This window comes from Streptomyces sp. NPDC030893, from assembly GCF_055571535.1.
Map to the genome: position 1 here is coordinate 1 of NZ_JBVIFC010000013.1, position 17198 is coordinate 17198.

Consider the following 17198-nt stretch of genomic DNA (forward strand, 5'->3'; position numbering starts at 1 on the left):
CCCGCCACAACAAACCCCCCCCACCAGAAAAACCCCCCCAACCCCCCCCCCCCCCCCCCCCCCCCCCCCCCCCCCCCCCCCCCCCGCGGCGGGGCGGTGGGCCCGTCAGGCCTTGTCCCCCCGGTCGACGTCGAGGTCCAGCGTGTTGTTCTCGGCGACGGTCCGGTCGAGGGTGCCGATGGTGTCCTCGACGTCGGTGACACCGCCGAGGGGGGTGTCACCGAGCGCGTGGGAGGGGGTGACCGCCGCGACGACGAAGCCGGTGGCGAGGGAGGCGATGGCGAGCATGCTGCGCTTCTTCATACGGGGCTCAACTGCGGACACCGCCCCGGGGTCACGCCCGGCTTCCGGAACGCGGCCCGCCGGTCGCTCCCGCGCCGCCTCACACCCCGGCGACCGCCGCGTCCGCGCGCCCGGCCAGCGCCGCCGCCGCCGCTCCCACCAGGCCCGCGTCGGTGCCCATCCGCGCCGGGGTCACCGCGAGGCGCTGGACGAAGGAGAGGGTGGCGTACTCGGTGAGCGCCTTGCGCAGCGGGGCGAAGAGGACCTCCCCCGACTTGCCCACGCCCCCGCCGATCACGGCGATGTCGATCTCGACGAGCGTCGCGGTGGCCGCGATGCCGGCGGCCAGCGCCCTCGCCGCGCGCTCGAAGGACGCCACGGCCACCGGATCGCCGGCCCGGGCGGCGGCGGCCACCGCTGCGGCGGAGGTGTCGCCCCCGGGGCCGGGCAGCCAGCCGTCGCCCAGGGCCCGGCGGGCGATGTTGGGGCCGCTCGCTATGCGCTCCACGCAGCCGCGCGAGCCGCACGGGCACGGATCGCCGTCGAGATCCACGCTGATGTGACCGATGTGCCCCGCGTTGCCCGTGGGTCCGGGGTGCAGCCGGCCGCCGAGCACCAGACCGCCGCCGACCCCGGTGGAGACGACCATGCACAGCGCGTTGTCGTGGCCGCGCGCGGCACCCTGCCAGTGCTCGGCGGCCGTGATGGCCACACCATCGCCGATCAGCTCCACGGGCAGGCCCCCGACCGCGTCCCGGACCCGGGCGACGAGGGGGTAGTCGCGCCAGCCCGGCACGTTCACGGGGCTCACCGTGCCGGCCGAGGCGTCCACGGGTCCGGCGCTGCCGATGCCCACCGCGCCCGCGCGCTGCCACAGCGCGGAGGCGGTGAGCTCGCCGAGCACCGCCTCGACCGCCCGCATCACGGTCTCGCCGTCCTCCCGCGCGGGCGTCGGCCGCTGGGCGCGGACCAGGATCCGGCCCCGGCCGTCCACCAGTGCGCCGGCGATCTTGGTGCCGCCGATGTCGAGCGCGGCCACGAGGTCGGTGTGCATCAGTGTCGGATCTCCCCGTCAGAACATCAGAAAATCGCCGAGAACACCCATGTACGACCACGAGGCAACACATGGAGCACGGCTCCCGTCCCCGTCGAGCGGTGATGTGCGGGCCGGAGTGTGCGTCGGACAGTGTCTCCCGACTCTGACAACGTTGTCCAGGCTCTATGCTCGACGCCACATCCTCATACAACCCCATGGACCTACGCATCCCCGTGGCCGACAGGACAGGACAACGCACCGTGCCGGAGACGACCCGCCGCACCGATCGCCGCCTCCCGGGCACCCGCTACGGCAACCGTCCGACGATGAAGGACGTCGCCGCCCGCGCCGGCGTGGGCCTCAAGACGGTCTCCCGGGTGGTCAACGGAGAACCGGGGGTGACGCCGGAGACGGAGCGCCGGGTCCAGGAGGCGATCGAGGCGCTCGGTTTCCGCCGCAACGACAGCGCCCGGGTGCTGCGCAAGGGCCGCACGGCCAGCATCGGTCTGGTCCTGGAGGATCTCGCGGACCCGTTCTACGGGCCGCTGAGCCGGGCGGTGGAGGAGGTGGCCCGCGCGCACGGCGCGCTGCTGATCAACGGATCCAGCGCGGAGGACGCCGAGCGCGAGCAGGAGCTGGTGCTGGCGCTGTGCGCCCGGCGGGTGGACGGGCTGGTGGTGATCCCGGCCGGCGACGACCACCGCTATCTGGAACCGGAGCTCAAGGCGGGTGTCGCCACCGTCTTCGTGGACCGCCCGGCGGGGCACATCGACGCGGACGTCGTCGTGTCGGACAACTACGGCGGTGCCCACGACGGCGTGAGCCATCTGATCGCGCACGGACACCGCAGGATCGGCTTCATCGGCGACATGCCCCGCATCCACACCGCGGCCGAGCGTCTGCGCGGCTACCGGACCGCCATGGAGGACGCGGGGATACCGGTGGCGGACTCCTGGATGTCGCTGGGCGTCACCGACCCCGAGCGGGTGCGCCGGGCGGCCCGGGAGATGCTCCGCGGCCCGGACCCGGTCACCGCGATCTTCACGGGCAACAACCGGGTGACGGTCACCGTGATCCGGGTGCTGGCCGAGCACACCCGCCCGGTCGCCCTGGTCGGCTTCGACGACATCGAGCTCGCCGATCTGCTCCAGCCGGGTGTCACGGTCGTCGCCCAGGACGCGGCGGCCCTCGGCCGGACCGCGGCCGAGCGGCTGTTCCGCCAGCTGGACGGCACCCTGCTCACCCCGGAGCGCATCGAGCTGCCCACCCGGCTGATCACCCGCGGCTCCGGCGAGCTGCCCCCGGCGGACTGAGCGGGCGGCACCGGTGGCGGAGGAGCGCACCCTGCGGACGCCGGGCCCGGACTGGGCCCCGCGTGAGCATCCGCTGCTCCAGCCGGGCGCCCGGCCACGGGAGTCGGGACTGCTCGACGGCAACCGGACGGAGCCGCTGGACCGCCTGGTCTTCGCCGACCGGGTACCGGGATCATCACCCCGCTGCCGATGGCACGGACGCGGGTGACGGGCGCCGGCATCGGCGTCTCGGCACATGTCAGCCGTAGGCGATACGTGTCCGACTCGCCGGCCGCCGCCCGGGAAGGGCGCGGGAGCTGAGCTGTTCGTCCTCCGGCTCGACGCCCGGCGGCTCGCCGTGACCGACGCGAGCGGGGCGTGCCCCGGCCGGACGGCAACCTCCGGCGCGTCCGGCTGCCCGCGCCCGGCGTGCGGATCGAGCTCGCCGACGGCTCGGTGCTGCCCGGGGCGTAGGCGTACGTCAACCGCCATGGTGTGCTGCACGACGGCACCGGCGCCCCGCGCGCGCATCCGGGCCGGCGGCCGCCGCTCACCGACCTGTCGCGGGGCGCGCCCGGGCTGCGCGAGCTGTTCGGCACCTCCCCGAGGAGTTCTGTGCGGGCACGCGCCGACCGGTCCCCGTGCGAGCGGGGCACCCTCCTGGCCGCGCGGGAGAAGAGGGTGATGGCGTGCGGTGCGCGGACGCTCAGCAGTACGGAAGTCCGGGCACCGGGGCGTCGTTGGCGCCGCCCTTGATGTAGACGTCGTTGACCCAGACATCGGTGTTGCCGCTGTCGTCGTCGGTCCGGGCCCACCAGACGTTGGTCCACTCGCCCTGGGTCTGGCGCCGGCCCAGTTTCTCCTGGCAGTAGAAGTAGTTGGTGCCCGAGTTGAGGACGCCGACCTCCGTGCCGGAGGCCGTGTGGGAGGTGGCGGTGCGCCATACGTGGCAGTTGTACTTGCCGCCGCCGACGGGGTGGCAGACCGGAGCCTGTGTGGTCGCGCCGTCGTCGGTTCCTCCGCCGTCCGGGGTCTTCTCGGCGACGGTGGAGTCGGAGCCGTCGGTGGGGCCGGGGCCGTCGGTGGCGGAGCCCTCGGTCGCGTCGTTCCCGCCGGGCTTCTCGTCGGGCTTCTCGTCGGACGTCCCCGACGGTGCCGCGCTCTTCTCCCCGGCGGAGGCCGGGGTGCCGGTGTCCGCCTGGGCGCGGGTGCCGTCCGGGAGGTTGAGCACGGCGGCCGTGACGCCGGCCGCGGCCAGGACGACCGTGACGGCCACGGCGACGAGCAGGGCACGGCGCTTGCCACGAGGGGCCTCGGGAGCGCCCGGGGCCGCCGCGGCGTCGGGGGTCGTGGGCGCGGCGGCACGTGCCGTCGCCGGCGGTCCGAAGCCCGGCGGGACCGCGGGAACACCACGCTCCGTCCCGGCCCGGCGCAGTGCCGTCGTCGGGATGTCCGCGCCGGCGGCGACGGCCTTCAGGAGTTCCTGCGCCTCCGCGGCCTCGGGACGGAACTCGGGCCGCTTGTCCATCAGTTGCCCGAGGACGGGTGCGAGCGGACCGGCCGCGCGCGATACGGGCAGCGGCTCGTCGACGATGGCGGTGAGCGTGGAGAAGGTCGACGTCCGGCGGAAGGGCGAGGCGCCTTCCAGGGCCGCGTAGAGCGTGGCGCCGAGGGCCCAGACGTCGGAGGCCGGGCCGGGGACGGCGCCCTGGGCGCGCTCGGGCGCCAGGTAGTCGAGGGAGCCGACGATCTCGCCGCTGCGGGTGAGCCGGCTCGACGAGCCGTCGCCGGGGTCCTCCATGGCGGCGATGCCGAAGTCGGTGAGGACGACCCGGCCCGAGCGGTCGAGCAGGATGTTGCCGGGCTTCACATCGCGGTGCAGCACCCCGGCCCGGTGCGCGGCGGCCAGCGCGTCCATCACCTCGGCGCCGATCCGGGCGGTCTCGCGCGGACCGAGGGTGCCGTGGTCGCGGAGCACGTCGTCCAGGGAGGGCCCGTCGACGAGTTCCATGACGATCAGCGGGCGGCCGTCCACCTCGGCGATGTCGTGGACGGCGACGACGCCGGGGTGCCGCACCCGGGCCGCCGCGCGCGCCTCGCGCTGCATCCGCAGTTTCAGGTCCGCCAGTTCGGGACCGGCCGCGTCGGTGTAGGTGCGCAGTTCCTTGACCGCCACCTCGCGGCCGAGGACCTCGTCGACCGCCTTCCACACGACGCCCATGCCGCCGCGCCCGAGCCGGGCGGTGACCCGGTAGCGGCCGGCCAGCAGCCGCCCGGTGCCGTCCGCCTGCCCGCCCGCCTGTCCGTACTCCCCCGTCGACACCGCTGCCCCGTTCTGTGAACCCCACCGACCGTCCGAGGGGTACAGCCTAGGCGGAGCGGACGGCGGCAGCGGCCGGGGCCTCCTCGGGCTCCCAGCGCAGCAGGTCACCGGGCTGGCATTCGAGCACTTCGCAGAGGGCCGCGAGGGTGGTGAAGCGTACGGCCTTGGCGCGGCCGTTCTTGAGCACGGCCAGGTTGGCCGGGGTGATCCCGACGCGTTCGGCGAGCTCCCCCACGGACATCTTCCGTCTGGCCAGCATCACGTCGATGTCGACGGCGATCGGCATCAGATCACCTCGGCCAGCTCGGCCCGCATCCGCGACGCCTCGACGTCGCGGGCGACGGCCTGCGCCAGGAGCATCCGCAGGACGAGGACGATGAGCGCGATCCCGAGGACGGCGAGGCCGGCGCCGCCGAGCAGGAGCACGATGCCCGGTGCCACGGCCTCGCCCGGTGCCAGGAGCGCCCCGAACGCGAACACCAGCAGGGCGGCGGCGGCGAACGCGCCGATGACGATGTGCACGTAGCGGAAGGCGGCGTGCGAGAAGACCGTTCCCCGCCGGGCCATCGTCACCAGCCGCCAGACGCAGACCAGGACGGTCTGGGCCGTCACCACGGTGAGGACCACGACGATCAGGAGCGGGACCCGCAGGTGGGCGTACTCCGGATCCAGCCCTTCGAGGTCGCTCGCCAGCAGCGGCACCATCACCGCCTGCACACCCAGTGAACCCGCCAGCAGCACCACGATCACGGTGCGCAGCGCGAGCACGGTCAGCCGTCCCATCGCCCCTCCTCCACTCGAACCACGATGGAAATCTATCGAGATTCGATAGGAGAGGCAAAATGGGCGGAGCGCCGGGCCCGGGCTACCGGCCGGAGGCCGTGAGGTCGCCCCGCCGGGGCGCGGCGAAGCCCTCCAGGTCCGCGCGGGTCAGGCCGGCCGCCCGGGCCACCTCGGCGACGTCCAGGGCACCGCAGTCCAGACCGCGCAGCAGGTAGCCGGCGAGGGCCTTGGCGGTGGCGGGCTCGTCCATGATGTCGCCGCCGGTCCGGCCGGCGTAGCGGGCGAGGCGGGCGGCGGCCCGCTCGAAGCCCTCGCGGTAGAAGGCGAAGACGGCCGCGTACCGGGTGGGGAGATGGCCGGGGTGCATGTCCCAGCCCTGGTAGTAGGCACGGGCGAGGGCGCGGCGGGTGAGCCCGTAGTGCAGGCGCCAGGCGTCGTGGACCTGCTCGGTGGGCCCGACCGGCAGGACGTTGGTGGAGCCGTCCGAGAGGCGTACCCCGGTGCCGGCGGCGGCGACCTGCATGACGGCCTTGGCGTGGTCGGCGGTCGGGTGGTCGCTCGCCTGGTGCGCGGCGGAGACGCCGAGGCAGGCGCTGTAGTCGAAGGTGCCGTAGTGCAGGCCGGTGGCGCGGCCCTCGGCGGCCTGGATCATGCGGGCGACGGTGGCGGTGCCGTCGGTGGCGAGGATGGACTGGCTGGTCTCGATCTGGATCTCGAAGCCGATCCGGCCGGGCTCGAGGCCGCGCTCCTTCTCGAAGGCGTCGAGCAGCCGCGCCATGGCGGTGACCTGCTCGGCGTAGGTGACCTTGGGCAGGGTCAGGACCAGCCCGGGAGGCAGGCCCCGGGCCTCCATCAGGCCAGTGAGGAAGATGTCGAGGGTGCGGATGCCCCGGCCCCGTACGGCGGCCTCCATGCACTTCATGCGGATACCCGTGTACGGGGCGGCGGTGCCCGCCGCGTACGCCTCGTCGATCAGCCGGGCCACGCGGGCGGCGGCCTCGTCCTCCTCGGCGTCGGGGCGGCTACCGTAGCCGTCCTCGAAGTCGACGCGCAGGTCCTCGACCGGCTCGCGCCGCAGTTTGTCGCGGACGCGGCCGTACACGTCCTCGGCCAGGGTGTCGTCCAGTCCGAGGACGGCGGCGAAGGAGGCGGCGTCGGGGGCGTGCTCGTCGAGGGCGGCGAGGGCGCGGTCGCCCCAGGTGCGGAGCGTGTCGGGGGCGAGGGCGTCGGCGGGGACGTAGACGGTGTGGACGGGCTGGCGGGTTCCGGGGTCCCCGGGGTAACGGCGTTCCAGTTCGGCGTCGACCGGCGCGAGGGAGGCGCCGATCTCCTCGGTGACGGCACTCGCCAGACTCGTCGCCACCCGCTCCCGCTGCCCTTGCCCCATCCCACAGCCTCCCAGGTTCCGCGATACGGAATCAACAATTCGTAGAATGAAGTTATCGGGCGGCCTTCCCGCCGGTCAACACCCCTTCCGCGCATCGGTCCCCTCCGGCCCCCTCGTCATGCTCACGCCCATCTGGCACCGTTTGTCCGTGCCGAATCACCGCCGTGTCACGCGTCGTCCCCTGCTGAAGAGCGCGCTCGCCGCCTCGGTCGTCGTTCCGCTCTCCAGTACAGCACTGCCGCCCGATCCGGCCTCGGCGGACGAGCCCCCGGACGGCCGGCTGGACGTCATGTCGTTCAACCTGCGGTTCGCGAGCACCGCCGAGCCGAACAGCTGGGCCGTCCGCAGACCCGTGACGCGCCGGCTGCTGCGCCGCGCACGTCCGCATGTCCTGGGCACCCAGGAGGGCCTGTACCAGCAGCTGCGGGACATCGAGGCCGACCTCCGACCGTCCTACGACTGGATCGGCACCGGACGGGCCGGCGGCAGCCGGGACGAGTTCATGGCGGTGTTCTACGACACCCGGCGGCTCGCCCCGCTGGAGTACGACCACTTCTGGCTGTCCGACACCCCCGGTGTGATCGCCTCGAACACCTGGGGCAACGCCCACATTCGCATGGTCACCCAGGTCCGCTTTCGCGATCTGCGCGCCGGGGGCGGGGAGTTCTGGGTCCTCGACACCCATCTGGACAACGCGAGCGGGTACGCGAGGGAGCGGGCCGCCGCCCTCGTCGCCGAACGCGTCGGCGAACTGGCCCGCTCCCGGCCGGTGATCGTGACCGGCGACTTCAACGCCGTCGCCCACTCGGACCCCGTGTACGACACGATGCTGGGCGCCGGGCTCCTCGACACCTGGGACGCGGCCGCCGAACGCGGGGACGGCTACGGGACGTTCCACCGGTACCGGACGCCGGTGGCGGACGGCGCGCGCATCGACTGGATCCTGGCCACGACCGGCACCACGGTGCACCGGGCGTGCGTCGACACCTTCGCGGTGGACGGGCAGTTCCCGAGCGACCACCTGCCGGTTCGGGCCTCGCTGACCCTGTGACGCACCGAGGCCCCCGTGACCGGCGCGGTCGCGGGGGCCTCTTACGGCTCGGGAACGATCAGCCCTTGCGGGTCTTGATCTCCTCGGTGAGCTGGGGCACGACGTCGAACAGGTCGCCGACGATACCGTAGTCGACCAGGTCGAAGATCGGGGCCTCGGCGTCCTTGTTGACGGCCACGATGGTCTTCGAGGTCTGCATACCGGCGCGGTGCTGGATCGCGCCGGAGATGCCGGAGGCGATGTACAGCTGCGGCGAGACCGACTTGCCGGTCTGGCCGACCTGGTTGGTGTGCGGGTACCAGCCGGCGTCGACGGCGGCACGCGAGGCGCCGACGGCCGCGCCGAGGGAGTCGGCGAGCGCCTCGATGATCGCGAAGTTCTCCGCGCCGTTGACACCGCGGCCACCGGAGACCACGATCGCGGCCTCGGTCAGCTCCGGACGCCCCGTCGACTCGCGCGGGGTACGGCCGGTGACCTTGGTGCCGGTCGCCTGGGCGGAGAAGGACACGCTCAGGGCCTCGACCGCACCGGCGGCCGGGGCGGCCTCCACGGCGGCCGAGTTCGGCTTGACCGTGATGACCGGGGTGCCCTTGGAGACACGGGACTTGGTGGTGAAGGAGGCGGCGAACACCGACTGGGTGGCCACCGGGCCCTCGTCGCCGGCCTCCAGGTCGACGGCGTCGGTGATGACGCCCGAGCCCAGACGCAGTGCCAGACGGGCGGCGATCTCCTTGCCCTCGGCGGAGGACGACACCAGCACGGCGGCCGGGGAGACGGCCTCGTGGGCGGCCTGGAGGGCGTCCACCTTCGGCACGACCAGGTAGTCGGCGTACTCGGCGGCCTCGTGGGTGAGGACCTTCACCGCGCCGTGCTCGGCGAGCGCGGCGGCGGTGTCCGCGGCACCGTTGCCCAGCGCGACGGCGACCGGCTCGCCGATGCGGCGGGCCAGGGTCAGCAGCTCCAGGGTGGGCTTGCGGACGGCACCGTCCACGTGGTCGACGTAGACGAGAACTTCAGCCATGGGACTTCTTCTCTCCTGCTTGCGAAGTATGAGGGGCGGTCAGCGGAACCAGCGGCTCAGATGAACTTCTGGCTCGCGAGGAACTCGGCGAGCTGCTTGCCGCCCTCGCCCTCGTCCTTGACGATCGTGCCGGCGGTGCGGGCCGGACGCTCGGCCGCCGACTCGACGACCGTGTAGGCGTTCTCCAGACCGACCTCGTCCTCGTCGATGTCGAGGTCGGACAGGTCCCAGGACTCGACCGGCTTCTTCTTGGCCGCCATGATGCCCTTGAAGGACGGGTACCGGGCCTCGCCCGACTGGTCGGTGACCGACACGACCGCCGGGAGGGAGGCCTCGAGCTGCTCGGAGGCGGCGTCGCCGTCACGGCGGCCCTTGACCGTGCCGTCCTCGACCGACACCTCGGACAGCAGGGTCACCTGCGGCACGCCCAGACGCTCCGCGAGCAGCGCCGGTACGACGCCCATGACGCCGTCCGTGGAGGCCATGCCGGAGATGACCAGGTCGTAACCGGCCTTCTCGACCGCCTTGGCCAGGACCAGGGAGGTGCCGATGGCGTCGGTGCCGTGCAGGTCGTCGTCCTCGACGTGGATCGCCTTGTCGGCGCCCATGGACAGCGCCTTGCGCAGGGCGTCCTTGGCGTCCTCCGGGCCCACCGTCAGGACGGTGATCTCCACGTCGTCGTCGGAGTTCTCCGAGATCTGCAGCGCCTGCTCGACCGCGTACTCGTCCAGCTCGGAGAGCAGACCGTCCACATCGTCACGGTCGACGGTCAGGTCATCGGCGAAGTGCCGGTCGCCAGTGGCGTCGGGCACGTACTTCACAGTGACAACGATCCTCAAGCTCACGCCGGCTCTCCTACTGCATCGTCATTTCTGGCTGCCTGCCTGCAGGCAGCATAGGCGCCTGAAGCGGGCGATCCCGGTCGGGGCGACCCACGCTCCGAACGAAATATTACTCGTCAGTACAACCAGTTCTTTCCCGCTGAGCAAGCGCTTTGAACTGTGACCTTCGCAACGCAGCGTAACCGGAACTCGACCGGGTCGCGACCAGGAGGCGCCACGGCGTCAGTCGCGCAGACCGTTGAAACGCCCCTGGTGGTAGAGGAGCGGACGGCCGTGACCGGCCGGGTCGCCCAGCAGGACCTCGGCGATCACGATGCGGTGGTCGCCGGCGGGCACCCGTGCCACCACCTCGCACACCATCCAGGCCGGCACGTCGTCCAGTACGGGGACCCCCTCGGGCCCCTCCCGCCAGGCGGTGGCCGGGCCGAAGCGGTCGGCTCCGCTGCGTGCGAAGGTCGCCGCCAGGTCCCGCTGGTGCTCCCCGAGGACGTGCACGCCGACGTGGTCGGACGTCGCGATCACGGGCCAGCTGGAGCTTCCCGTACCGACCACGAAGGACAGCATCGGGGGCTCGGCGGAGACGGAGGCGAGGGAGGTGGCGGTGAATCCGACCGGGCCGCGGCGACCGCGGGCGGTGATCACGGCGACGCCCGCGGCGTGCCGGCGGAAGACGGAGCGCAGCAGCTCGGGCGAGGCGGGCCGGGCGCTGCCGAGGCCGGAGGTGGCCGTCATGGAACTGTCCTTCCGCGGGAGGTGACGAGCGGATTCGCGGCTGCTCACCGGCCCGGCCGGCGCACACGCGCGGCGCGGGCGGCCGCCGGGCGGCCGGGTACCCGCCCGGGGCGCAGGAGTTCCGAGGACATGGAGTCAGGCTGACGACGTGTGGCATGCACAGTCAAGCCGGTCCGGTGATCTGGGAGATCCCTCACGGGAGGTTTCAGAGGCTGCCTCACCGTGCTCACGACGGCTCCCGCACCGCCTCTCCGAGCGCGGCGATCACGTCGGCCTTGCGCGGCTGCCCGGCCGCGCGCCGGACCTCCCGGCCGGCCGCGTCGAGGACCAGCACCGTCGGGGTCCGCACGATCTCCAGCCGGCGCACGAGGTCCAGACGGGCCTCGGCGTCGATCTCCACATGGGTCACGCCCGGCACGAGGGCGGCCACGTCGCCGAGCACACGGCGGGTGGCTCGGCAGGGCGCGCAGAAGGCGGTGGAGAACTGCACGAGGGTGGCGCGTTCCCCCAGTTCCACACCGAGTGCGGCCATCGCCCCGGCGGGCGTGCGCCGCCGTCCCTCGTCGTCCCGCTCTCGCACTGGATCCTCTCCCGCCCTGGGTGTGCCGTCAGCCCTCTCCAGCGCCGGCGGAGGCCCGGACATTCCCCGGTGTCACGCGAAAACCGTGGTGATCAGGGTGGACGTGACGAGAATCTCGCCGCCGAAGGGCACCAGGACTGGTTCACCGGCCGTTCTTCGGGCACCATCTGCGACAAGCCGTAAACCTACGGCTGCGTAACTTTCGGCTGGGAGCCTCCTTCCCAGGCAGAGAAGGAAGGGTTCCTACCCGCCCATGGCAGAACTCGTCTACCGGCCCGTCGTCGGCTTCGCCCGCACGCTGTTCAAGGTGTGGGACCTCAAGATCGACTGCCAGGGTTCGGAGAACATCCCGCGCTCGGGCGGCGCCGTGCTGGTGAGCAATCACATCAGCTACCTGGACTTCGTCTTCAACGGGCTGGCGGCGCTCCCCCAGAAGCGGCTCGTCCGCTTCATGGCGAAGGAGTCGGTCTTCCGGCACCGTGTCTCCGGTCCGCTGATGCGCGGCATGAAGCACATCCCGGTGGACCGCAAGCAGGGCGAGGCCGCGTACGAGCACGCGCTGCGGTCGCTGCGGTCGGGTGAGATCGTGGGCGTCTTCCCGGAGGCGACCATCTCGCAGTCGTTCACGCTGAAGAGCTTCAAGTCGGGCGCCGCGCGCCTGGCACAGGAGGCGGGCGTGCCGCTGGTCCCGATGGCGGTGTGGGGCACGCAGCGGCTGTGGACCAAGGGCCACCCGCGCAACTTCAGGCGCAGCCACACCCCCATCACCATCCGGGTGGGCGAGGCGATCGAGGCGTCCAGGGACAAGTACGCGGGCGCGATCACCCGTCAGCTGCGCGAGCGCGTGCAGGAGCTGCTGGAGGCGGCGCAGCGAGCCTATCCGGTGCGCCCGAAGGGCCCGGACGACACCTGGTGGATGCCGGCCCACCTCGGCGGCACGGCCCCGACCCCGGAACAGCTCCGCCAGTCCGAGTCCCGCTGACGGCGGCATCCCCGCCACCCGGCTGGTCGGCGGGCATGCCTCAGAGGGCGGTGGGCAGCGTCCGCCACAGGTGCGGGCGGTCACGGGCGGACCGCAGGGCGTTCAGTACGACCGGGTGCGGGGCGGCATACAGGAGCGGGTGGTCGCCCTCGCCGGACGCGGCGTCGGGCGTGAAGGCGAGTCTCTCGCCGTCGAGGGAGAACCGTGCGTCGACTCCCGGCTTGTTGCCGCGCGGGTCCTGCCGATGCCAGCCGCCGTGGAACCGTACGGCGACCAGCCCGTGGACGACGCCCAGGTCCTGGTAGCAGAGCGCGGTCGGAATGTCCTCGGCGCGCAGCAGCGCGGCCAGCGCGTGGGCCTTGGCGTAGCAGATGCCGGTGCGCTGCTCCAGCACGTCGGAGGCGCGCCAGGTGACCCGGAGATCTCCGGAGTCCTGGGAGTGCGCGATGGTGTCGCGCACGAAATCGAAGGCCACCCGCGCATATTCATACGAGTTGGCCACCCCGGCGGCAAGGCGCGCCGCCGTCTCGCGGACCAGCGGATGGTCGTGGTCGATCGCCTCGTCGACAGCCAAATAGGCGGAGAGGTCCGGGTTTTCCTGGATCAGCTGCATGGCGCGAGAGCATAGGTATGCGGCCGACTGAGTGTCAATACATTTTCGATCAGCCGCATACCTATGCATGCACCGCTAGCGGGCCATCTCCTCCTTGAGCGCCGCCACGAAGGTGTCCACGTCGTCCTCGGTGGTGTCGAAGGCGCACATCCAGCGGACGTCGCCCGCCGCCTCGTCCCAGAAGTAGAAGCGGAAGCGCTTCTGCAGGCGCTCGCTCACCTCGTGCGGCAGCCGCGCGAAGACGGCGTTGGCCTGCACCGGGTAGAGGATCTCCACGCCGTGGACGGCGCGCACGCCCTCGGCCAGGCGCTGGGCCATCTCGTTGGCGTGCCGGGCGTTGCGCAGCCACAGGTCCCGCGCGAGCAGGGCCTCCAGCTGCACCGACACGAAGCGCATCTTGGACGCGAGCTGCATGGACAGCTTGCGCAGGTGCTTCATGTGCCGGATGCCGTCCGGGTCGAGCACCACGACCGCCTCGCCGAACAGCGCGCCGTTCTTGGTGCCGCCCAGCGAGAGCAGGTCGACACCGACCGCGTTGGTGAAGGTGCGCAGGGGCACGTCCAGCGTGGCGGCGGCGTTGGCCAGCCGGGAGCCGTCGACGTGCACCTTCATGCCGTGCGCGTGGGCGTGCTCGCAGATGGCGCGGATCTCGTCCGGTGTGTAGACCGTGCCCAGCTCGGTGGCCTGGGCTATGGAGACCACCTGGGGCATCGCGCGGTGCTCGTCGTCCCAGCCGTACGCCTCCCGGTCGATCAGCTCGGGGGTGAGCTTGCCGTCCGGGGTGGGCACGGTGAGCAGCTTGATCCCGCCGACCCGCTCGGGGGCGCCGCCCTCGTCCACGTTGATGTGGGCGCTCTCGGCGCAGATCACCGCGCCCCAGCGGTCGGTGACCGCCTGGAGCGCCACCACGTTGGCACCGGTGCCGTTGAACACCGGGAACGCCTCGGCCGCCGGCCCGAAGTGACTGCGGATCACCTGCTGGAGGTTCTCGGTGTACGCGTCCTCACCGTAGGCGACCTGGTGCCCGCCGTTGGCCAGGGCCAGGGCGGCGAGCACCTCCGGGTGGGTCCCGGCGTAGTTGTCGCTGGCGAAACCGCGGACGTCCGGGTCGTGATGACGACGCGCGTCGGTCCTCGGTGGGTTCACGGCTTCTCGGTCAGCCACAGACGGTTTCCGTTCACTTCCGCGGCGGGCTTGTCCCAGACGCCGACGACGGCCTCGGCCAGGTCCTTGACGTCCGTGAAGCCCGCGAACTTCGCGTTGGGGCGGTCGGCGCGCATCGCGTCGTGCACCAGCGCCTTCACGACCAGGATCGCAGCCGCCGACGTCGGCCCCTGCTCGCCCCCGGCCTTGCGGAAGTAGTCGGCCATGGCCAGCGTCCACGCCTCGGCGGCGGCCTTGCCGGCCGCGTACGCGGCGTTGCCCGCGGTGGGCCTGGTGGCGCCGGCCGCGCTGATCAGGACGAACCGGCCGCGGTCGCTGCGCTGGAGCGCCTCGTGGAAGGCGAGGCTGGTGTGCTGCACGGTGCGCACCAGCAGCAGCTCCAGGAAGTCCCAGTCGTCCAGGCTCGTCTTGGTGAAGGTCTCGCTGCCGCGCCAGCCGCCGACGAGATGGACCAGGCCGTCGACGCGGCCGAACTCCTTCTCGGTGCGGGCGGCCCACTCGCGGGTGGACTCCAGGTCCAGCAGGTCGACCGTGTCGCCGGTGACGGTGGCGCCGCCGTGCGCGTAGCGCGCCGCGTCGACGGCTTCCGCCAGCCGCTCCGGGTCGTTGTCGGAGCCGACGACCGTCGCCCCCGCCTCGGCCAGCCTCAGCAGTGCCGCCCGTCCCGCGGGTCCTCCCGCGCCGGCCACCGCGATCACCGCACCGTCGAGCGCCCCGTTCCCCATGATTCTCGCCTCCTGAGCAGTGTTGTGAACGAGATCGCTCACGCGGCGACCCGCTCGGCGCTGTCCGCGGTGATGCCCCTGGTCGAGGCGATCACGTTCTTCAGCTTCTTGGACAGTGCCTCATAGAACATGCTCAGCGGAAACTCGTCCGGAAGCACGTCATCCACGAGCTTGCGCGGCGGCAGCGTCAGGTCGAGGGCGTCCGGACCCTTGGCCCACTTGGATCCCGGGTGCGGGGAGAGGTAGGTGGAGACCAGCTCGTACCCGGCGAACCAGTGGACGAGCTTGGGGCGGTCGATGCCGTCGCGGTAGAGCGTCTCGATCTCCGCGCACAGCTGGTTGGTGATCTGCGGGGCGCGCTCCCAGTCGATGGTGAGCTTGTTGTCGGTCCAGCGGACGACGTCGTGCTTGTGCAGGTAGGCGAAGAGCAGCTGGCCGCCGAGGCCGTCGTAGTTGCGCGTCCGCTCGCCGGTGACGGGGAAGCGGAACATCCGGTCGAAGAGCACCGCGACCTGGACGTCACGGGCCTGCGGGACGCCGTCGCCGGCGAGCTTCACGGCCTCCTTGAAGGCGGTGAGGTCGCAGCGCAGCTCCTCCAGGCCGTACATCCAGAACGGCTGGCGCTGCTTGATCATGAACGGGTCGAACGGCAGGTCGCCGTGGCTGTGGGTGCGGTCGTGGACCATGTCCCAGAGCACGAAGGCCTCTTCGCAGCGCTTCTGGTCGTGCACCATCGCGGCGACGTCCTCGGGCAGCTCCAGGCCCAGGATGTCGACGGCGGCCTCCGTGACCCGGCGGAAGCGGGCGGCCTCGCGGTCGCAGAAGATGCCGCCCCAGGTGAAGCGCTCGGGGGCCTCGCGCACGGCGATGGTCTCGGGGAAGAGCACCGCGGAGTTGGTGTCGTAGCCCGCGGTGAAGTCCTCGAAGGTGATGCCGCAGAACAGCGGGTTGTCGTAGCGGGTGCGCTCCAGCTCGGCCAGCCAGTCGGGCCAGACCATGCGCAGCACGACCGCTTCGAGGTTGCGGTCGGGGTTGCCGTTCTGCGTGTACATCGGGAAGACGACCAGGTGCTGGAGGCCGTCCTCGCGGCCCGCGGCCGGCTGGAAGGCCAGCAGCGAGTCGAGGAAGTCGGGCACCTCGAAGCCGCCCTCGGACCAGCGGGCCAGGTCCTTGGCCAGCGCCTCGTGGTAGGCGCGGTCGTGCGGGAGCAGCGGGGAGAGCGCCTCGACGGCACCGATCACGGTGCGCACCGCGTGCTCGGCGTCGCCGCGGGCCGGGGCCCCGTCGGCGTCGAGGTCGATCGAACCGTCCTTGGACTGCCAGGGCCGGATCCGCTCCACGGCATCCTTGAGCACGGGCCATGCCGGGTGCTCGATCACCCTGGTCGCCGAAGGAACCTGCCCCTCGGCACCCACCTGCACAAGAACTTCCGCCATGTCGCATCCTCCACAAGAAAACCTCGCGTAAGAAGACCGTATACACAGGGGGTTTCTCCCAGCAAGGGGCACCTCCGGAAATTATCCTGCCGCACCCCGGGCTTCACCGCATTTTTTCCTGCGTAACACTCGGGTGGACGACGCTGTGTGCGATCGATGTTCAGCCTCTGGACGCGGCGGGCACAGGCGATACGGTCCAGGAGGGCCGTAGGGACGCGGCCCCCCGCCGACGTCGACGGAAGCGAGTCGAGTCTTGAACTTCCTCACCATCGGTCACCGCGGAGTCATGGGTGTCGAGCCCGAGAACACCCTCCGGTCCTTCGTCGCCGCCCAGGAGGCGGGCCTCGACGTCATCGAGCTCGATCTGCATCTGAGCAAGGACGGCACGCTCGTCGTCATGCACGACACGGAAGTGGACCGTACGACGGACGGCACGGGCGCCATCGCCGACAGGACACTCGCCGAACTGCGCGCCCTGGACGCGGGGCACGGCGAGCGCGTCCCGCTCTTCGAAGAGGTCCTGGCCGCCGTGCGGGCCCCGCTCCAGGCCGAGATCAAGGACGTACGGGCGGCCAGGGCCCTGGCGGAGGTGATGAACGAGCGGGGGCTGGCCGACCGGGTCGAGGTCTCGTCGTTCCACGACGAGGCGATCACCGAGATCGCCCGGCTGGTTCCCGGGGTGCGCACGGCGCTCATCGCGAGCCGCCCCCTCGGGCCCGAGGTCGTGGACCGCGCGGTCGCGGCCGGCGCCTCCACCCTCTGCCTCAACATCCGCCGGATCACCCTGGAGACCGTGGAGCGGGCCCGCAAGGCGGACCTCGCCGTCATCGGCTGGGTGGTCAACACCCAGGACCACCTCAGACTGGTGCGGGCCCTCGAACTCGACGGGGCGACCACCGACTACCCGGAGATCAAACGCACCGGCCGCTTCACCGCGTGAGCGGCCGGG

At 72.2% G+C, this 17198-nt stretch carries 18 protein-coding genes and 1 pseudogene; 5 read left to right on the plus strand and 14 right to left on the minus strand.

The genetic code is table 11. From position 1 onward, the window contains the following. Positions 1 to 105: 105 nt before the first annotated feature. Positions 106 to 303 carry a hypothetical protein gene (locus tag ACZ434_RS22990; RefSeq protein ID WP_468458721.1) on the minus strand — a complete coding sequence of 66 codons (198 nt, stop codon included), beginning with the start codon at positions 301 to 303 and terminating at the stop codon, positions 106 to 108. A 79-nt stretch (positions 304 to 382) separates the two neighbouring features. Beyond that, the gene (locus ACZ434_RS22995) at positions 383 to 1336 is read right to left on the minus strand and encodes an ROK family protein (protein WP_468458723.1); all 954 of its coding nucleotides are present in this window, start codon (positions 1334 to 1336) and stop codon (positions 383 to 385) included. Between the two features lie 197 nt (positions 1337 to 1533). Between ACZ434_RS22995 and ACZ434_RS23000 the strand changes: the two genes are divergently transcribed. Both ACZ434_RS23000 and ACZ434_RS23005 read left to right on the plus strand, forming a co-directional pair. After that, a complete protein-coding gene (locus ACZ434_RS23000; protein ID WP_468458725.1) occupies positions 1534 to 2631 on the plus strand; it encodes a LacI family DNA-binding transcriptional regulator in 1098 nt (365 codons plus the stop codon). A 13-nt stretch (positions 2632 to 2644) separates the two neighbouring features. Further along, positions 2645 to 3371, plus strand: a pseudogene (locus ACZ434_RS23005) (hypothetical protein). Here ACZ434_RS23005 and ACZ434_RS23010 read toward each other — a convergent pair. The 4 genes from ACZ434_RS23010 to ACZ434_RS23025 form a co-directional block, all read right to left on the minus strand. Continuing rightward, on the minus strand, positions 3317 to 4933 hold the full coding sequence (locus tag ACZ434_RS23010; RefSeq protein WP_468458727.1) for a serine/threonine-protein kinase: 1617 nt from the start codon (positions 4931 to 4933) through the stop codon (positions 3317 to 3319). The pseudogene ACZ434_RS23005 and the gene ACZ434_RS23010 overlap by 55 nt on opposite strands. A gap of 46 nt (positions 4934 to 4979) precedes the next feature. Further along, positions 4980 to 5219, minus strand: coding sequence for a helix-turn-helix domain-containing protein (locus tag ACZ434_RS23015; RefSeq protein WP_468458729.1), 240 nt, complete (start codon positions 5217 to 5219; stop codon positions 4980 to 4982). After that, positions 5219 to 5716 (minus strand): DUF2975 domain-containing protein, encoded by a 498-nt coding sequence (locus ACZ434_RS23020; protein WP_468458731.1) that lies wholly within the window; start codon positions 5714 to 5716, stop codon positions 5219 to 5221. The genes ACZ434_RS23015 and ACZ434_RS23020 overlap by 1 nt, the downstream gene beginning before the upstream one ends. Positions 5717 to 5798: 82 nt before the next feature. Beyond that, positions 5799 to 7103 (minus strand): DUF6986 family protein, encoded by a 1305-nt coding sequence (locus ACZ434_RS23025; protein ID WP_468458733.1) that lies wholly within the window; start codon positions 7101 to 7103, stop codon positions 5799 to 5801. 148 nt (positions 7104 to 7251) lie between these two features. Here ACZ434_RS23025 and ACZ434_RS23030 point away from each other — a divergent pair, with 148 nt between their 5' ends. Then, the gene (locus ACZ434_RS23030; protein WP_468458735.1) at positions 7252 to 8154 is read left to right on the plus strand and encodes an endonuclease/exonuclease/phosphatase family protein; all 903 of its coding nucleotides are present in this window, start codon (positions 7252 to 7254) and stop codon (positions 8152 to 8154) included. 58 nt (positions 8155 to 8212) lie between these two features. Here the strand turns inward: ACZ434_RS23030 and ACZ434_RS23035 are convergent, their stop codons facing one another. The 4 genes from ACZ434_RS23035 to ACZ434_RS23050 form a co-directional block, all read right to left on the minus strand. Continuing rightward, on the minus strand, positions 8213 to 9175 hold the full coding sequence (locus ACZ434_RS23035; protein WP_468458737.1) for an electron transfer flavoprotein subunit alpha/FixB family protein: 963 nt from the start codon (positions 9173 to 9175) through the stop codon (positions 8213 to 8215). A gap of 56 nt (positions 9176 to 9231) precedes the next feature. Next, positions 9232 to 10020 (minus strand): electron transfer flavoprotein subunit beta/FixA family protein, encoded by a 789-nt coding sequence (locus tag ACZ434_RS23040; protein ID WP_468458739.1) that lies wholly within the window; start codon positions 10018 to 10020, stop codon positions 9232 to 9234. Positions 10021 to 10239: 219 nt separating this feature from the next. After that, a complete protein-coding gene (locus tag ACZ434_RS23045; protein ID WP_468458741.1) occupies positions 10240 to 10749 on the minus strand; it encodes a flavin reductase family protein in 510 nt (169 codons plus the stop codon). Positions 10750 to 10975: 226 nt separating this feature from the next. Continuing rightward, positions 10976 to 11392, minus strand: coding sequence for a TlpA family protein disulfide reductase (locus tag ACZ434_RS23050; protein WP_468458743.1), 417 nt, complete (start codon positions 11390 to 11392; stop codon positions 10976 to 10978). 190 nt (positions 11393 to 11582) lie between these two features. Between ACZ434_RS23050 and ACZ434_RS23055 the strand changes: the two genes are divergently transcribed. Beyond that, the gene (locus ACZ434_RS23055) at positions 11583 to 12311 is read left to right on the plus strand and encodes a lysophospholipid acyltransferase family protein (RefSeq protein WP_468458745.1); all 729 of its coding nucleotides are present in this window, start codon (positions 11583 to 11585) and stop codon (positions 12309 to 12311) included. 40 nt (positions 12312 to 12351) lie between these two features. On the opposite strand, the gene ACZ434_RS23060 is transcribed toward ACZ434_RS23055, so the two are convergent. The 4 genes from ACZ434_RS23060 to ACZ434_RS23075 all read right to left on the minus strand — a co-directional run bounded on the left by ACZ434_RS23060 (position 12352) and on the right by ACZ434_RS23075 (position 16249). Then, complete coding sequence (locus ACZ434_RS23060; RefSeq protein WP_468458747.1) at positions 12352 to 12924, minus strand: transglutaminase domain-containing protein; 573 nt, start codon at positions 12922 to 12924, stop codon at positions 12352 to 12354. A gap of 75 nt (positions 12925 to 12999) precedes the next feature. Further along, entirely contained in the window at positions 13000 to 14070 is a 1071-nt protein-coding gene (locus tag ACZ434_RS23065; RefSeq protein ID WP_468458749.1) for a threonine aldolase family protein, read from the minus strand. Next, a complete protein-coding gene (locus tag ACZ434_RS23070; protein ID WP_468458751.1) occupies positions 14067 to 14813 on the minus strand; it encodes an SDR family NAD(P)-dependent oxidoreductase in 747 nt (248 codons plus the stop codon). Before ACZ434_RS23070 ends, ACZ434_RS23065 begins: the two co-directional genes overlap by 4 nt. 38 nt (positions 14814 to 14851) lie before the next feature. Beyond that, positions 14852 to 16249: a DUF6421 family protein gene (locus ACZ434_RS23075; RefSeq protein WP_468458754.1), complete on the minus strand. Its 1398-nt coding sequence runs from the start codon at positions 16247 to 16249 to the stop codon at positions 14852 to 14854. A 253-nt stretch (positions 16250 to 16502) separates the two neighbouring features. Here ACZ434_RS23075 and ACZ434_RS23080 point away from each other — a divergent pair, with 253 nt between their 5' ends. Further along, positions 16503 to 17189, plus strand: coding sequence for a glycerophosphodiester phosphodiesterase (locus tag ACZ434_RS23080; protein ID WP_468458756.1), 687 nt, complete (start codon positions 16503 to 16505; stop codon positions 17187 to 17189). The last annotated feature ends 9 nt before the right edge of the window (positions 17190 to 17198 follow it).

Bases quoted from the DNA above. Each gene is read 5' to 3' on its own strand.
- ACZ434_RS22990 (WP_468458721.1), bottom strand. From the start codon at position 303: ATGAAGAAGCGCAGCATGCTCGCCATCGCCTCCCTCGCCACCGGCTTC.
- ACZ434_RS22995 (WP_468458723.1), bottom strand. From the start codon at position 1,336: ATGCACACCGACCTCGTGGCCGCGCTCGACATCGGCGGCACCAAGATC.
- ACZ434_RS23000 (WP_468458725.1), top strand. From the start codon at position 1,534: ATGGACCTACGCATCCCCGTGGCCGACAGGACAGGACAACGCACCGTG.
- ACZ434_RS23015 (WP_468458729.1), bottom strand. From the start codon at position 5,219: ATGCCGATCGCCGTCGACATCGACGTGATGCTGGCCAGACGGAAGATG.
- ACZ434_RS23020 (WP_468458731.1), bottom strand. From the start codon at position 5,716: ATGGGACGGCTGACCGTGCTCGCGCTGCGCACCGTGATCGTGGTGCTG.
- ACZ434_RS23025 (WP_468458733.1), bottom strand. From the start codon at position 7,103: ATGGGGCAAGGGCAGCGGGAGCGGGTGGCGACGAGTCTGGCGAGTGCC.
- ACZ434_RS23035 (WP_468458737.1), bottom strand. From the start codon at position 9,175: ATGGCTGAAGTTCTCGTCTACGTCGACCACGTGGACGGTGCCGTCCGC.
- ACZ434_RS23045 (WP_468458741.1), bottom strand. From the start codon at position 10,749: ATGACGGCCACCTCCGGCCTCGGCAGCGCCCGGCCCGCCTCGCCCGAG.
- ACZ434_RS23050 (WP_468458743.1), bottom strand. From the start codon at position 11,392: ATGTCCGGGCCTCCGCCGGCGCTGGAGAGGGCTGACGGCACACCCAGG.
- ACZ434_RS23055 (WP_468458745.1), top strand. From the start codon at position 11,583: ATGGCAGAACTCGTCTACCGGCCCGTCGTCGGCTTCGCCCGCACGCTG.
- ACZ434_RS23060 (WP_468458747.1), bottom strand. From the start codon at position 12,924: ATGCAGCTGATCCAGGAAAACCCGGACCTCTCCGCCTATTTGGCTGTC.
- ACZ434_RS23070 (WP_468458751.1), bottom strand. From the start codon at position 14,813: ATGGGGAACGGGGCGCTCGACGGTGCGGTGATCGCGGTGGCCGGCGCG.
- ACZ434_RS23075 (WP_468458754.1), bottom strand. From the start codon at position 16,249: ATGGCGGAAGTTCTTGTGCAGGTGGGTGCCGAGGGGCAGGTTCCTTCG.